Annotated in this window: 17 protein-coding genes; 11 read left to right on the top strand and 6 right to left on the bottom strand. The window is 40.5% G+C overall.

Annotation, left to right across the window (positions count from 1 at the left end; genetic code table 11):
- Positions 1-6 precede the first annotated feature (6 nt).
- From NSQ76_RS10365 to NSQ76_RS10355, 3 genes are all read right to left on the bottom strand, one after another.
- Entirely contained in the window at positions 7-1,506 is a 1,500-nt protein-coding gene (locus NSQ76_RS10365; protein WP_034621311.1) for a sodium:solute symporter family protein, read from the bottom strand.
- Positions 1,506-1,709 carry a DUF3311 domain-containing protein gene (locus NSQ76_RS10360; RefSeq protein ID WP_024422700.1) on the bottom strand — a complete coding sequence of 68 codons (204 nt, stop codon included), beginning with the start codon at positions 1,707-1,709 and terminating at the stop codon, positions 1,506-1,508. The genes NSQ76_RS10365 and NSQ76_RS10360 overlap by 1 nt, the downstream gene beginning before the upstream one ends.
- Before the next feature lie 238 nt (positions 1,710-1,947).
- Complete coding sequence (locus tag NSQ76_RS10355; protein WP_024428323.1) at positions 1,948-2,565, bottom strand: nitroreductase family protein; 618 nt, start codon at positions 2,563-2,565, stop codon at positions 1,948-1,950.
- Positions 2,566-2,703: 138 nt separating this feature from the next.
- On the opposite strand from NSQ76_RS10355, the gene NSQ76_RS10350 reads away from it, so the two are divergent.
- Positions 2,704-3,036 carry a winged helix-turn-helix transcriptional regulator gene (locus NSQ76_RS10350; RefSeq protein ID WP_024428324.1) on the top strand — a complete coding sequence of 111 codons (333 nt, stop codon included), beginning with the start codon at positions 2,704-2,706 and terminating at the stop codon, positions 3,034-3,036.
- A 75-nt stretch (positions 3,037-3,111) separates the two neighbouring features.
- Positions 3,112-3,330 (top strand): hypothetical protein, encoded by a 219-nt coding sequence (locus NSQ76_RS10345; RefSeq protein WP_024422697.1) that lies wholly within the window; start codon positions 3,112-3,114, stop codon positions 3,328-3,330.
- 41 nt (positions 3,331-3,371) lie between these two features.
- On the opposite strand, the gene NSQ76_RS10340 is transcribed toward NSQ76_RS10345, so the two are convergent.
- A complete protein-coding gene (locus tag NSQ76_RS10340; RefSeq protein ID WP_024428325.1) occupies positions 3,372-3,845 on the bottom strand; it encodes an Hsp20/alpha crystallin family protein in 474 nt (157 codons plus the stop codon).
- A gap of 86 nt (positions 3,846-3,931) precedes the next feature.
- Here NSQ76_RS10340 and rarD point away from each other — a divergent pair, with 86 nt between their 5' ends.
- From rarD to bshB2, 4 genes are all read left to right on the top strand, one after another.
- Positions 3,932-4,843: an EamA family transporter RarD gene (gene rarD, locus NSQ76_RS10335; RefSeq protein ID WP_051683443.1), complete on the top strand. Its 912-nt coding sequence runs from the start codon at positions 3,932-3,934 to the stop codon at positions 4,841-4,843.
- A gap of 78 nt (positions 4,844-4,921) precedes the next feature.
- Positions 4,922-5,203: a hypothetical protein gene (locus NSQ76_RS10330; protein ID WP_024428326.1), complete on the top strand. Its 282-nt coding sequence runs from the start codon at positions 4,922-4,924 to the stop codon at positions 5,201-5,203.
- A complete protein-coding gene (locus NSQ76_RS10325) occupies positions 5,200-5,550 on the top strand; it encodes a YojF family protein (protein WP_008359999.1) in 351 nt (116 codons plus the stop codon). Before NSQ76_RS10330 ends, NSQ76_RS10325 begins: the two co-directional genes overlap by 4 nt.
- Positions 5,551-5,568: 18 nt before the next feature.
- A complete protein-coding gene (gene bshB2 / locus NSQ76_RS10320; protein ID WP_341053673.1) occupies positions 5,569-6,234 on the top strand; it encodes a bacillithiol biosynthesis deacetylase BshB2 in 666 nt (221 codons plus the stop codon).
- Between the two features lie 45 nt (positions 6,235-6,279).
- Here bshB2 and NSQ76_RS10315 read toward each other — a convergent pair whose 3' ends face one another.
- Both NSQ76_RS10315 and NSQ76_RS10310 read right to left on the bottom strand, forming a co-directional pair.
- Positions 6,280-7,641 carry an MATE family efflux transporter gene (locus NSQ76_RS10315; RefSeq protein ID WP_034621319.1) on the bottom strand — a complete coding sequence of 454 codons (1,362 nt, stop codon included), beginning with the start codon at positions 7,639-7,641 and terminating at the stop codon, positions 6,280-6,282.
- A 59-nt stretch (positions 7,642-7,700) separates the two neighbouring features.
- Positions 7,701-7,826 (bottom strand): hypothetical protein, encoded by a 126-nt coding sequence (locus tag NSQ76_RS10310; protein ID WP_008359993.1) that lies wholly within the window; start codon positions 7,824-7,826, stop codon positions 7,701-7,703.
- A gap of 82 nt (positions 7,827-7,908) precedes the next feature.
- Between NSQ76_RS10310 and cdaS the strand changes: the two genes are divergently transcribed.
- The 5 genes from cdaS to NSQ76_RS10285 all read left to right on the top strand — a co-directional run bounded on the left by cdaS (position 7,909) and on the right by NSQ76_RS10285 (position 13,815).
- A complete protein-coding gene (gene cdaS, locus NSQ76_RS10305) occupies positions 7,909-8,535 on the top strand; it encodes a sporulation-specific diadenylate cyclase CdaS (RefSeq protein WP_024422691.1) in 627 nt (208 codons plus the stop codon).
- Between the two features lie 404 nt (positions 8,536-8,939).
- Positions 8,940-10,262 (top strand): C40 family peptidase, encoded by a 1,323-nt coding sequence (locus NSQ76_RS10300; protein WP_024428330.1) that lies wholly within the window; start codon positions 8,940-8,942, stop codon positions 10,260-10,262.
- A 78-nt stretch (positions 10,263-10,340) separates the two neighbouring features.
- The gene (locus NSQ76_RS10295) at positions 10,341-10,919 is read left to right on the top strand and encodes a superoxide dismutase family protein (RefSeq protein ID WP_341053669.1); all 579 of its coding nucleotides are present in this window, start codon (positions 10,341-10,343) and stop codon (positions 10,917-10,919) included.
- A gap of 128 nt (positions 10,920-11,047) precedes the next feature.
- The gene (locus NSQ76_RS10290) at positions 11,048-11,887 is read left to right on the top strand and encodes an AAA family ATPase (RefSeq protein WP_445661673.1); all 840 of its coding nucleotides are present in this window, start codon (positions 11,048-11,050) and stop codon (positions 11,885-11,887) included.
- A gap of 11 nt (positions 11,888-11,898) precedes the next feature.
- Positions 11,899-13,815 carry a vWA domain-containing protein gene (locus tag NSQ76_RS10285; RefSeq protein ID WP_025093121.1) on the top strand — a complete coding sequence of 639 codons (1,917 nt, stop codon included), beginning with the start codon at positions 11,899-11,901 and terminating at the stop codon, positions 13,813-13,815.
- The last annotated feature ends 156 nt before the right edge of the window (positions 13,816-13,971 follow it).

Raw genomic sequence — 13,971 nt, 5'->3', positions numbered from 1 at the left:
TTTTTCTTATCCTTTCACTTCGTTTGTGATCGCTTCTGTTTTTTCATGATCCTTTTCAAATAGATCATTCATGACAGAATTGGATGTGACCTTGTTTTGGAAGAATGGATTCAAAATCAAGATAACGACGACGTTTGCTAGTAAACCAAGAAAACCTTCGTAAAGACCAAACGTAACTTGTGAGATATTCGCTGTAAAGGTAACGATGATTCCAACGACTAACCCGGCAATCGTTGCTTCTCTCGATTGTTTTTTCCAGAATAAGCTGATGGCAATAGCTGGGAAGATTTGAACCATTCCTGAAACACCAATGAGCTGAAGCGTGACAAGTGCAGTTGGGAACAGCATCCCGAATAAAAGAGCGAGCCCGATGACGATAAACACCATCGAACGTGTAATGATGGTCAATCTTTTAGGTGACACATTCGGATGAATTAAGTCACGGTATAAATTATTGGCAAATAAATTCGATGCGCCAATGGCCATGATGGAGCATGGAATGAGGGAAGCCAGTGCAATCGTTGAATAAGCGAGCCCCTGCATCACACCGCCATATGATGTTTGAATTAAATGAAGAAGAGCAAATCTTGGATTTGTATCTTCTGGTAAGACTAAAAAAGCAATAAATCCAAGGAAGATGACCAAAATCAATACAATATTATAAAGAGGCAAAAACATGCTGTTTTTACGGATGGCATCTGCGCTTTTGGCTGTAAAAACCCCAGTTGCTGCGTGTGCCCACATAAACAAAGCAAGAGCAGAAACGCCTGAAGCAGTAATGAACCATAAAATGCCCTTAGGACCGCCTTCAGGGATTGTTAGAAGCTGAGGGGCTTCTTTGGCTAACGTGTTCATCATCGGTGTCCAGCCGTTAAAATGAATAATTGGCAGTGAAACGACCATAAACAGCATGATCACCCAAACGAGAATATCCTTAATAATGGCTGTATATGTAGGACCTTTAATACCACTGAAAAATGTATAAAGTGCGACTAAAATAAACGATATAATAACTACTGCATTCACATTAATATAATTCGTTCCAGCGACAGTTAACGTATCTTGAATTCCGCTCAGCTGAAGACAAATATAAGGAATCAGCATAAGTACTCCAACAATCGCAATCAAACTGGATAACAGCTTGCTGTCAAACCGCTCACGTGCATAATCGGCAAGTGTTGTAAGGTTGTGATTTTTCGCTACCGTCCATAGTTTCGGTAAAAAGAAATAAGCAATAAAATAAGCTAGGACTGAATAAGGAATAGCGAAAAAAGCGACGCTTCCAGCTGTATAAGCTGTACTTGTAAGCCCTAAAAAGGTATAAGCTGTATATAAGTCTGCGCCAACGAGGAACCAGACGAGCAGTCCGCCAAATTTTCTTCCGCCGACAGACCATTCTTCTACTGACTGTCTTGATGATTTGTCACGACCAGCGGCAAATCCGATGACCACGACGATGAAAATAATACTTGCAGTAATCAATAAAGCTGTTAAATTTCCTTGCATTAGTCAGTTCCTCCATTTGAATGTTGCATCTTATAAATGATAAATGTGCAAATTGGTGTGAGTACAATCCATAGCAAGAGCCAGAAGTGGAAAAAGGGCAGGCCGATGACAAATGGATGAATGCGGTTCGCAAAAGGCAGCAATGCGAGCTGTCCGATGAATGGAATCGCGATTAGTAGTGCCAGCATCAATTTTTTGTTCATGATTTCCTCCTGAATATTTTGTAATTTCATAATAATAGCAGTTGTCAGATTAGATCACAAGACCATTTTCAGAAAAAACAATCATTTTAGCGAATATCATACTAATATAACGCTTTCATTCTTGAAAAAGGAGAAAGAGTGAAGTTGTAAAGAGGAGAAAGGTGAAAGAAAGTATGTAGAAATAATATTTAAAGCCAATAAAAAAGCCCCAGCATAAAGGCTGAGGCTTTGCCAATTTTTAAAGGAAATCAGATACTTCTTCGATGTCGAAACGGTTGCTTTTATGAGCTTCTTTCGCTGCTTTACCAACTGAAATCAGCATAACCGGCTCGTAGCGGCCGCTTACATTGAATTCTTTGATGTACGCGTCTTTACTGAAACCACCCATTGCACATGTATCATAGCCCATTGCTTTGGCCGCAATCATTAATTGCATAGCAGCTAATGAAGCATTTGAATACGCTGCTTCGCGTGCATATTGCTCGCTTTGGTATGCGCCATTGATTTGAGTCATCAATGTTTCTTTAATGTCTTCAGTAATGAAACCTTGTTCTGCCAGTTCGCTGTAGATTTTTTCGCCATTTTGGTTAGCTTCAAGGTCACCTAGAACTGCAATAACAGCTGATGCCTGTGATACTTGCTTTTGGTTGTAAGCGATTGGAAGTAATTTTGCTTTTGCTTCAGCACTATGGAAAACAGTGAAATGCCAATGCTGAAGGTTCCAAGCAGATGGTGCTTTTGTTGTGATTTCAAGAAGCTCTGTTAACTCTTCTTTTGTCATTTCATGAGAAGTATCATACTCTTTTACTGAAGCTCTTTGTTTTAAGATGTCAATTGTTTTTTGATCGGTCGCCATATGGATATTTCCTCCCGTTTTTGCAAATAATATGGTACAATAACTAAAAAGTGAGAAACTTACTTATTGTAACTAGAGTTATTTTAAATTGTACACCGTTAGTTTGTCAAACAATCATGAAAAGAAAGGCTGAAATTTATGGAATTCCAATTATGTCCACACATTCAGCAAGCTTTTTTACTCCTAGGCAAAAGGTGGAACGGTCTCATTATACATGTATTGCTTGATGGACCAAAGCGTTTTAAAGACCTCACAGACACGATCCCGTCGATCAGTCAAAAAATGCTCGCAGAGCGTTTAAAAGAGCTTGAGCAAGAAGGGATTATAGAGCGGACTGTCCTGCCTGAGACGCCTGTCAAAGTCATTTACAGTTTAACTGAAAAAGGGAATGCGTTACATGATGTGTTTCATGAGGTATCTCGGTGGGCAGGCGAGTATACAGACTCACACGGGAAAAAGGAGCAAGCCTAGTTTCAGGTTTGCCCAAACATTTTGACTCCTGATGAATATGCTGATGTTAGGCACATGACAAAGGAGGAGAAATGCATGTACCCTCATACTCCGTATTTTCGAGGCGGCGCCCCTGGCATTCCGCCATATGAATCCAGAGTCCCTTTGTTTTTTGGTTTTGGCGCTCCTTTAGTCGGCGGACTGCTTGGCGGATTTCTAGGAAGTGCGATTTTTAATTATCCCCGTCCATATTACCCGCCGCCACCACCGCCTGCTCCACCACCATATGGCGGCGGATATCCACCATACTATTAAGAAAAAAGAGTAAGCCTGCTTCCGTTCTTAAAGCAGGCTTTTTATAATGGAATATCAATTTCAGAAATTCCTGGATCATCATGCTTTAAAAACATAATTTCCAAAATGCCGTCTTGATACGACGCCTTCGTTCCTTTTCGTTTCACAGCAGCAGGGAGAACGACTTTCTTCTGCGTCCCTTCTTCAGGAAAATGATCAATAAACAGCAGATTGGCTGTATGTTTGATTTTGACTTTTTCTGTGTTCGGACGAGCAAGTTCAATTTTGACAAACACATGATCAGTCGTCTCGAACACTTCGACTTCTGGCTCTTTTTCTTTTTCGGCATCAGTTTCTCTCGTTTTTTGATTTTGAGAAAGGGGGTCCTGAAATGGGAACTGAGCAGGATAATTGGAGCCGAATACACTTTCCATGACTTGATTGACATACTGCTCAACGTCTTTAGGATCTGAATTCTTTAAGGCTTCTTTTGAGAACTGCTTTTGAAAAGGGAATAATCGGTTCCAGTCGAACATGTGAATCATCCTTTCTAAATGCCCTGAATTAGTATATGCCCATTCACCTGCGTGCGTGCTATAATATACGTTAGATTTAGAAAGGGATGGTTACATTGAACGAACAGCAATCAAAAGGTGTTCTCTACACGGCAGCATCTTTTACACTCTGGGGTTTATTCCCGTTATATTGGAAGCTGATGGAGCATATTTCGTCAGGCGAAATTTTAGCGCACAGAATTTTATGGTCATTTGTGTTTATGTGCGGTATTCTTTTGTATTTAAAACAAGTCCGCCCAGCAATGCAGACAGTGAAGGGTCTCATACTGGATGGTAAAGCATTTTTTTCATTACTTTTATCTGCTATTTTAATTTCGGTCAACTGGTATGTTTACATTTGGGCAGTCAATCATAGTCTTATGCTAGAAGCAAGTTTAGGGTACTATATTAATCCGCTTGTATCCGTTCTATTAGGCATTATTTTCTTAAAAGAACGACTAAATAAATTGCAAACCATTGCCATCCTCATTGCCGCATTTGGGGTGATCCTTTCAACAGTTCAATACGGGTCATTTCCTGTCGTTGCTTTCTTATTAGCCCTTAGCTTCGGCTTTTATGGTTTGATTAAAAAAAGGATGAGCTTCACGAGCGCGATTGGTTTGACGATTGAAACGCTGCTTCTCGCACCGGCCGCACTTGTGTACTTATTATTTTTCTTAAAAGAACCTGTTGTGACTATGAATCCTAACAGCTTCGGGTCGCTCGGTCTCTTATTTTTTGCAGGCGTTTTTACAGCCGTGCCGCTTCTTTTATTCTCAGAAGGCGCAAAAAGAATTCCACTTTATCAAGTGGGCATTTTGCAATACATTGCACCGACAATTACGCTGTTTTTAGGGCTGTTTGTCTATCACGAACACTTATCCGCAGCTAAAATTGTGACATTCCTTTGTATTTGGGTGGCGATTTTACTGTTTACCACCTCTCAATTACGCATGAAAAAAACAGCGAATTCTCATTAAGCCAAACGAGCAGTTTGCTTTTTTTTGCAGGCGGATCATGTCATAATAAGTTGTTACCAAAACTGTAGAGGTGATCATATGTCGTCAGCTCATGAGCTTGCAGCCGCCTATCAATCTTTATGGAAAAATCGTCAGCTTGATGTTGATGATATGTCTTCTTTACACGAGGCCATATGTGATGATTTACTTGATGCAAGAACACATCCGCGGGCAAGGAAATCATTACACCAAAAGTATGTGCTTGCTGTGGAGAGAATTTTAGAAAGTGAGCTTAAGCATGATCATCAGCTGCAACTGATCAGCTTACATACGAAAAAGCTGCGAGAATTAATTCAAAATGAAGGAAGGAACCACTCATGAAACCAATTCAAACGGAAGATGTCACAGCACATCTTGAATCGTTTTTAAATCGTCCAGTCTTCGTTCATCTTGAAACGACAACTGGTTCTTATTCAGCTCATGTAAATGAACAAAATATGACGGTTGTTGCGTATATCCGCAACGCGAAAGTCGTCTATTCACAGGCGAAAATAAAAGGACAAGGTCCATACCGTGTTGGAATGAAAACAGAAGATGGCTGGATTTACGCAGAAGGATTAACCGATTATGTGTTTGATGACCAAGGCCGCTTGCTATTAGCTGGACACTTGCCAGACGGCAAACTAGCGATTTCATTACAAATTAGTGAAACACCATTTCAGGTGTAGAAGAAAGGGTGACAAGTCATGAACGAACATGTACTAGTGATGCTGCCTCACCCCGATGATGAATCTTTTGGGGGTGCTGGTCTCATTGCACAAAGCAGAAAACGCGGAATTCCCGTCACATATGCATGCGGGACACTTGGAGAAATGGGCAGAAATATGGGAAGCCCAACATATGCGAACCGTGAAACACTTCCTGAATTAAGAAAACAGGAATTAATCAATGCCTGCAAAGAAATGGATATCACAGACTTACGTATGCTTGGCCTGCGTGATAAAACATTGGAATTTGAAGACGACGAGTATTTGGCAGATGTGATGGAAACCATCATTGATGAAGTCAAACCGACACTCATTGTGACGTTTTATCCAGGACACGGTGTACATCCTGATCATGATGCGACAGGTGAAGCTGTGATTCGTGCTCTTTACCGCAAGAAAAAAGAAGACCGTCCTGTCACATACTGCATGGCCATTACGAAGAATAGAGAAGAAGTCCTTGGATATGCGGATATTGTGATTGATATTACAGATGTTGCAGATATCAAATTAAATGCACTGAGAGCGCATAGAACGCAAACAGAGGGCATGTTGAGAGAGCTTGAACAAAAGCTGAAAAACAAAGAACCAGTTGTCCAAAAATGGTTTGATGAAGAAATTTTCTGGACGTATCAATGGAATGACTAAACAAAAAAGCAGCTGATCTATGTCAGCTGCTTTTTTGTGTTGTATTTAGTGATTCGATACATGCCTGAGTTGACGTTTTTGAATCAATCTGAGACGGATAAAGAGGACGATGGCGCCTGCGGCAAGCCCGGTAATCAGTCCGATCCAATAACCAAACGCCCCAAAGGAGGTATATGTGCCAATGAGATAACCGGCAGGAAGACCGATGACCCAGTAAGAGACAAAAGCAGCAATCAGCGTATAATTCACATCTTTATAGCCGCGCAGAGCCCCTTGAATGGGTGCAGCAATCGCATCTGACAGCTGGAAAAAGATCGCGTAAATCAAAAAGTGCTGTGTCATTTGTAAAACAGCTGATTCAGCTGTATATAAACCAGCGATCTCTGGTCTGAATAGCAAGATGAGGGCCGCCGTACATAATGAGAATAATACCGCCGTTCCAATGCCGATATAGCTGTAGCTTTGCGCGTCTTTATACCTCTTAGCCCCCGCTTCAAACCCAACAACGATCGTTAATGCCATTGAGATACTAAGCGGTAAAATATAAAGAATAGAAGCAAAGTTCATCGCTGCTTGGTGACTGGCGATAGTAATGGTATCAAAGTGCCCCATTAATAGCGTCACTGCGGCAAAGATACTCGTTTCAAAAAAGATCGCAAACCCGATAGGAAGGCCAATTTTCAGTATTTGCCCTATACGGGAGATATTCATTCGAGGCAGTTTTTGAAACAAACGAAATGAGGCAAATGGTTCTGCTTTAATGACAATACAAATACTCATGATGAAAATCGCCCAATACGTCATTGCAGATGCAAGACCGGCACCCGCGCCGCCAAGCTTTGGAAAGCCAAAATTCCCAAAAATCAATACGTAATTTAAAACAAAGTTAATAGGAAGTGCTGTGAGCGTGATGAACATTGTCACACGTGTTTTCCCTAATGCATCAATAAATGACCTTAGCACCGAATAACCAAACAGCGGAATGATGCCAAAAGCAAGAAAGCTGAGAAAATGCCGGGCAATATCCTCTACAGAGTGCTCGAGTCCAAGTCCTCCTAGTATGTAAGGAACGCTGATCGTACCAATGACAATCACAGCGATACTTAAAAGAAAGGATAAATAAATCGCCTGAAAGACAGCCCGGGGAACATCTTCTTTATGCCCAGCGCCCATCAGCTGAGCCACAATCGGAGTAACGGCCATCAAAATCCCGGCAAGTCCCGTATAAACAGGTGTCCAAATACTAGAACCGATCGCAACACCCGCAAGGTCTTCTGCACTCACTTTTCCAGACATCACCGTATCTAAAAAGGTAATAAGCGAAAGACCTGCTTGGGTGATTAAAATCGGAATCAAAATGGTTAAAAATAGTGTCAGCTTTGCTCGAATGCTATTCGTTTCTCTCATCATAAGTTCCTCTCTGAACAGAAATAACGAGAGGAATTATATCATGCTATGTAAAAAAATCAATTCTCCGTCGGATTATTTTTCTTAGATGGCTTCGTTTTTTTAAACATTTGGGCATAAATAAAAGAAAGACTGACAACACCTAAAATGCTGCAAGCATATTGGATGATTTTCTGAATGGTCATATTAAGCTCACCTCCATACAAATAGAATGTGCACAATTTGCTATTTTATAACAACAAGCGAAAGAAGGAGGGAAAAGATCAGATGATCCATCGGACGAACGAAGAAGTGATATTTAAAGCCGGGATGAGAACACATTTGATGAACATTATGAAGGATGCAAGTGACATCATTGATTCTCTTGATGAAACAGAGCAGTGTTTACTTTGTGATCTCGAAGCATTGCATGATCAGTTTAATGAAATGCATGCAGAGGCCTCGTCGTTTTATTTACAAGCGTATATGGAAGAATTCACACCAGGATTTGCTCAATTTTCTTTAGCCATTGAGAATTTATCAAAACAAAAGCATGGAGCACTCATTGTGATCCAAAGACGCGATGAGGTTGAGGATTTTATTCAAAAAGGGACAAACCTTCATGCGAAAATTAGCGCTTCCTTAATAGAAAGCATTTTCTACCCGGGAAATCCACTGCATGACGGTGCTCTTTTAGTCAAAGAAAATACACTTGTCTCTGCTGCAAATGTGCTGCCGCTTACATCGAAAAAAGTGAGTCCTTCGCTTGGCACAAGGCACAGGGCAGCGATCGGACTCTCTGGTATGACAGATGCACTTGTTCTTGTCGTATCAGAAGAAACGGGAAAAATGTCGTTTGCGAAAGAAGGCGTGCTTTACCCGCTTACCGTAAAAGATCCGGAAATAAGAAAATAAAAACGAACGCTGCATTCTTCATTCGGAAGGATGCTTTTTTATTTGCGGAGAAAAATCGACCAATTAAGTAAAAAGTCATTTGATACAGAAAAATTTGTCATGTAGAATAGAACTATGAAACTAGCAGTGTGCTTGTTTTGACAAATTTCTAAACGTCAACTTAAAAATTCCTTAAAAAATGTTTATAAATACAACAAACAGCCGATAGAAACGATATGGCTTTGTTTTTTAGCATTTTGAGTTGGCTGCTTTAGCCTATTTGTTATTGCCCAACGTCTTCATGTCGAGTAATATAATAGAAATAAAGATAAAATAGTGCAAGAGAAGCAGAACCATTAAATGCTAAACTCAAAACTAGTACATAAGTCTTAATGGACAAAATCACGAAAGGCGGAGATTCCTCTATGAAGAAAAAAGTAGTAACCGGCCTTACAGTTTCAGCGATCGCTGGCTCAGCTGTGTTTGCTGCACCGGCAGAAGCACAGACGATCAAGGTGAAAAGCGGTGACTCACTTTGGAAGATTGCCGAACAGTACAATACAACTATTTCGGAGCTTCAATCTCTTAATCAATTAAAAACGACAATGATTTTTGCAGGGCAAAGCTTAAAAATTCCTGGTGAAAAAAGCAAGAAATCCAGTTCATCAACAGGGTCAAAAGCAAAGAAATCAAGTGCTTCAACGACTTCCAGCTATACTGTAAAGCTTGGGGATTCTTTATGGCTGATCGCAAAAAATCATAAAATGTCAGTTGCAAGCTTAAAAAGCTTAAACAGCTTAAACAGCGACCTGATTCGTCCTGGTCAAAAGCTAAAGGTATCTGGCAGCACGAAGACGAGCGGAAGCCAGTCATCAAATTCAAACTCATCTTCAAATTCCAGCTCAAGCAATAAGACAACGAATTCAAATAGTTCATCATCTTCAAGTACATACAAGGTTAAATTAGGCGATTCACTTTGGAAAATTGCGAATTCGCTAAATATGTCGATTGGTGAAATCAAAACATTGAACGGATTAAAATCTGATATGATTTATCCGAATCAAGTATTGAAAGTAAAAGGAACGGCTGCATCAAAACCAAGTCAGTCAAAACCTACTACACCAAGCAATTCAAACAGTAACCAGTCTTCTAGCGGGAAAACAACATCTTATACTGTAAAATCAGGCGATTCGTTATGGAAAATTGCGAATCAATTCAAAGTACAGGTTCAATCAATCCGCACAGCCAACAACTTAAAAAGTGATGTGCTTAGAATTGGACAAGTATTAAAAATTAATGGTGCAGCTTCCGGCTCAACTGGATCGAATGGCTCTACGTCTAACGGTTCAACAAAGCCAGTCGACAATAACAAAAATGATGTACCAATGAATGCAAAGATCACGACAATGATTCAAGAGGGGAAAAAGCTGACAGGCGTTCCTTACAGATGGGGCGGTAATACACCAGCAGGATTTGACTGCAGCGGCTTTGTTTACTATCTCATTAACAAAGTTTCATCTGTATCCAGATTAAGCACAGCTGGCTACTGGAATATGATGACTCCTGTAAGCACACCACAAGTTGGAGATTTTGTTTATTTTACAACGTACAAAGCAGGCCCTTCTCATATGGGACTATACCTTGGCGGAGGAGATTTCCTTCATGCAAGTGACAATGGAGTAGGAATTTCGAACTTAAGTAACCCATATTGGAAAAAAGCCTACTTAGGTGCAAAACGTTTCTTCTAAAAAAAGCCGATTTTCGGCTTTTTTTGTTTGCCCGCTGCTGTGATTGTCCATACTGATAACAAAAGGGGGCAGTCATAAATGAAAAAGTCAGTGTGGATGATCGTGATATGTTTGATCTTTACCGCATCAGCATGTCATGCACCGCCGAAAAAAGAAACGACAGAAGAAACAAGCGAAGTTTCAGCACCTAAACAAGCACCCGTCACGACGTCACTCATAAACGAAAGCGGGCAAAAAATAGGAAGCATTGAAATAAGAGAGTCCTCAGAAAATGGGCTGGATCTGCATGTGAAAGCGAAAGGGCTGCCGCCAGGTCCCCACGGTTTTCATATTCATGAAACAGGAATATGTGAAACGTCAGATTTTGAAACGGCAGGAGCTCACTTTAATCCAACCCATAGAGAGCATGGTTTTGACAATCCAAAGGGGCACCATGCTGGAGATATGCCTAATTTAGAGGTAGGAGCAGATGGACAAATTGATGTGGTTGTGAACGTACCAGATGTGACGTTAAAGGGAGGCCCGAATCAATTAATCGATCAAAATGGGCGAAGCTTTATCATTCATGCAGAAGCAGATGATTATTTAAGTAATCCTTCTGGAAACTCAGGGAAACGCATCGCTTGCGGATCGATCACAAAAGAAATGGTAAAATAACAGAAGTCTAACCTTTATGTATTGAGTGCATAAAGGTTTTTTTAGTATACTTGGTGAGGAAAATGATCGAAGAGAGGAATTAATCATACATGTTTAACGAACAATCACTCCCAAAAGAAATTCAAGCAATGATTGAAGCAAAAGCAAAAGTGCTGGAAGAAGAATTTCGTCCACTTATTGGAACAGGCGGCTATGAATCACAGGATACTTCTATTATTCAAGATGCCATGATTGCATTAGCACTAGGAAAAAACGTTCTTTTAAAGGGGCCGACCGGCTCAGGTAAAACCAAACTAGCAGAAACATTATCCGCTTTTTTTCAGCAGCCGATGCACAGTGTGAACTGCTCGGTTGATCTTGATGCTGAAAGCTTGATTGGCTATAAAACCATTCACAATGATGGTCAGGTGGCTTCGATTGAATTCATTGAAGGACCTGTGACAAAAGCAATGAAAAAAGGCCATCTTTTATATATTGATGAAATCAACATGGCGAAACCAGAAACACTCCCTATTTTAAATGGTGTACTCGACTACAGAAAAATGATGACAAACCCATTTACAGGTGAGGTTGTTCGAGCAGAAGAAGGCTTCGGCGTCATTGCGGCAATCAATGAAGGATATGTCGGCACAGTACCTCTAAATGAAGCGTTAAAAAACCGTTTTGTTGTCATTGACGTTCCATATATCGGCGGCGGTATCCTGAAAGATGTACTGCAATCTCAATCTGTTTTAAAGGATGAGCGGTTAATTGATCAATTCGTTCAGCTCTCATCAGACCTCATTACACAAGCTCATAACGGACAGGTGAGTGAAGAAGCAGCATCCATCCGCGCACTCCTGGATACTTGTGATCTTGCGCAGTACGTCCCGCCGCTTCGTGCCGTTGAACGAGGCATTGTTGAAAAGCTGGAAGATGACCGGGAAAAAGCAGCGGTAAGAAATATCGCTCAAACATTATTCGAGTGAGGTTCTGACTTTTGAAATTCATCAAATTTAATGACAGCAGAATCGATTCATTTTTATTTATGGAATTAACGGATTTAGCCAAAACGTTAGCAAAAAGTGATGATGTCGAGCTTGAATACGGTGTACAGTCCTACTATGAACCGTTTGAAAAGAAAATTTTCATCAGTCATTTTTGGGATGATCGTAAACAAGAAGATATGCTAGCAGGGCTGAAAAGTGATGTGTTCCTTCGTGCAGTAGGCACGGTTTATAGTGATCTTACGGTATTTCAGGAGATCATTCGCTTTGCTCATACATTATCCATTCCTGATGTATGTAAACAATTGTTTATGCTGTTTGAAGATATCCGCATTGAAGAGCGGATTAAACATGACCGCCCAGGAACAAAAAAGGTATTTAAACGAAGAAGAGAGCTGTACCGGCGTCACTTTAAGACACAATTAACGATTAACCAAGAACGAAGTATTTTAACAGATGCACTCTTTTGTGCGATTTATGTGAAGCTGACAGCTGATTCTCCGCTCGAAGAGATACCGCCTCTTCATGAGCAGATCAACCCGATGATTCCGTTTATTGAGTCAAGTCTTGAACGTGTGTATGATGCGGGTTCAACAGCAGACATCGCAGCTATTGTCAAAGAATTGATGGAAGGCTTCGATGAACTCCTTGAAAAGGATATGCTGAATACGTACTTTTTCTTCCCTGAATTGGACTATGAACAAGCGGCAAAAGAACCGCTGTTCCATGACTTAAAAAGAAAACCTACATTAAGTGAGGACATTAAAGTCGACCGAGAAAAAGAAGGCGATGAAGACATTCACCAAGAGTATATGGAAGTGTGGCATCGAGAAACCGAAGCGCCATCCAAAAGCTTCCTTCAATTTGATTTAGAGCACGGCGGTAAAAGTGATCTTGGTAAGGATGCGGCAAGAGAAGGTGATGACGGAGATCAGGCACTCGGAACTGTCCAAGGCTCTGCAAAGCAAACACACCGAAAAGATTATTCAAAGCTTGAAGCGCTGGAAGAAGCTGAAGGTGAAGAAAGCGGAGCAGATGGTTATGAGAATGGAAAAGAAAACAAATATGCGTTTCCAGTCATGATTTCACCAGATCCTCCTAAGCCAGAACAAATCGATGTATACAAGCAGCATGCGAAGGAAATTGAGCCTTATCAGAAACGCTTAAAACAAATGATCCAAAAAACACTTGAACATAAAAAATCATGGCCTAAAACAGACCTTCATGCAGGACGTCTCAGTAAAAAGCTGATTCGCTACTTTACAGAGTCTAACCCGCGTCTTTTCTATAAAAAACAGGCACCGTCTTCTCAGATTGATGCTGTTTTCACCTTATTAGTAGACTGTTCAGCGAGCATGTTTGACAAGATGGATGAGACGAAAAAAGGCATTGTTCTCTTTCATGAAGCGTTAAAATCCGTGCAAGTCCCACATCAAATTGTTGGGTTTTGGGAAGATACAAACGACGCAACAGAAACAAGCCAGCCAAACTACTTCAACACAGTTGTGTCGTTTAAAGATTCTCTATTTGACGCAGGGCCTTCTATTATGTCTCTTGAGCCAGAAGAGGATAACCGGGATGGCTATGCGATTCGCCAAATGACAAAGATGATTTTAAAGAGAAGAGAAGAACAAAAGTTTCTGATTGTCTTTTCAGACGGAGAGCCAGCTGCGTTCAGCTACGAACAAAATGGGATTGTCGATACGCATGAAGCAGTTCTTGAAGCGAGGAAAAAGGGCATTGAGGTGATCAATGTGTTTTTATCCAATTCGCCGATAGAAGAAGCGCAGATGAAAACCATTCAAGATATGTACGGCAAGTTCAGCATTTTTGTACCAGATGTCGATACATTGCCAGATGTTTTATATCCATTACTGAAGAAACTGCTGCATAAAAGCATTGGGGCATAAGCTTTTGCCCCTTTCTTCAAATTATTTTTCGGAATGATTTAAATTTTTTGTTTTTCTGTGAATTTTTTATCTTTAATTGAACAAAGAATGTAGAAAGTAATCCAAAACAGTGGTAGAATATTATTGGAAGCGTTTTATTACATAAATTTGGTCATT

Source organism: Bacillus sp. FSL M8-0256, from assembly GCF_038005765.1.
Taxonomy (GTDB): Bacteria; Bacillota; Bacilli; order Bacillales; family Bacillaceae; genus Bacillus; species Bacillus safensis.
Note: the sequence above shows the minus strand (reverse complement) of the source record. Positions and strands in the feature narration are given on the sequence as shown.

Coding starts and splice junctions, on each gene's coding strand:
- NSQ76_RS10365 (WP_034621311.1), bottom strand. CDS start 1,506: ATGCAAGGAAATTTAACAGCTTTATTGATTACTGCAAGTATTATTTTC.
- NSQ76_RS10360 (WP_024422700.1), bottom strand. CDS start 1,709: ATGAACAAAAAATTGATGCTGGCACTACTAATCGCGATTCCATTCATC.
- NSQ76_RS10355 (WP_024428323.1), bottom strand. CDS start 2,565: ATGGCGACCGATCAAAAAACAATTGACATCTTAAAACAAAGAGCTTCA.
- NSQ76_RS10350 (WP_024428324.1), top strand. CDS start 2,704: ATGGAATTCCAATTATGTCCACACATTCAGCAAGCTTTTTTACTCCTA.
- NSQ76_RS10345 (WP_024422697.1), top strand. CDS start 3,112: ATGTACCCTCATACTCCGTATTTTCGAGGCGGCGCCCCTGGCATTCCG.
- NSQ76_RS10340 (WP_024428325.1), bottom strand. CDS start 3,845: ATGTTCGACTGGAACCGATTATTCCCTTTTCAAAAGCAGTTCTCAAAA.
- rarD (WP_051683443.1), top strand. CDS start 3,932: ATGGTTACATTGAACGAACAGCAATCAAAAGGTGTTCTCTACACGGCA.
- NSQ76_RS10330 (WP_024428326.1), top strand. CDS start 4,922: ATGTCGTCAGCTCATGAGCTTGCAGCCGCCTATCAATCTTTATGGAAA.
- NSQ76_RS10325 (WP_008359999.1), top strand. CDS start 5,200: ATGAAACCAATTCAAACGGAAGATGTCACAGCACATCTTGAATCGTTT.
- bshB2 (WP_341053673.1), top strand. CDS start 5,569: ATGAACGAACATGTACTAGTGATGCTGCCTCACCCCGATGATGAATCT.
- NSQ76_RS10315 (WP_034621319.1), bottom strand. CDS start 7,641: ATGAGAGAAACGAATAGCATTCGAGCAAAGCTGACACTATTTTTAACC.
- NSQ76_RS10310 (WP_008359993.1), bottom strand. CDS start 7,826: ATGACCATTCAGAAAATCATCCAATATGCTTGCAGCATTTTAGGTGTT.
- cdaS (WP_024422691.1), top strand. CDS start 7,909: ATGATCCATCGGACGAACGAAGAAGTGATATTTAAAGCCGGGATGAGA.
- NSQ76_RS10300 (WP_024428330.1), top strand. CDS start 8,940: ATGAAGAAAAAAGTAGTAACCGGCCTTACAGTTTCAGCGATCGCTGGC.
- NSQ76_RS10295 (WP_341053669.1), top strand. CDS start 10,341: ATGAAAAAGTCAGTGTGGATGATCGTGATATGTTTGATCTTTACCGCA.
- NSQ76_RS10290 (WP_445661673.1), top strand. CDS start 11,048: ATGATTGAAGCAAAAGCAAAAGTGCTGGAAGAAGAATTTCGTCCACTT.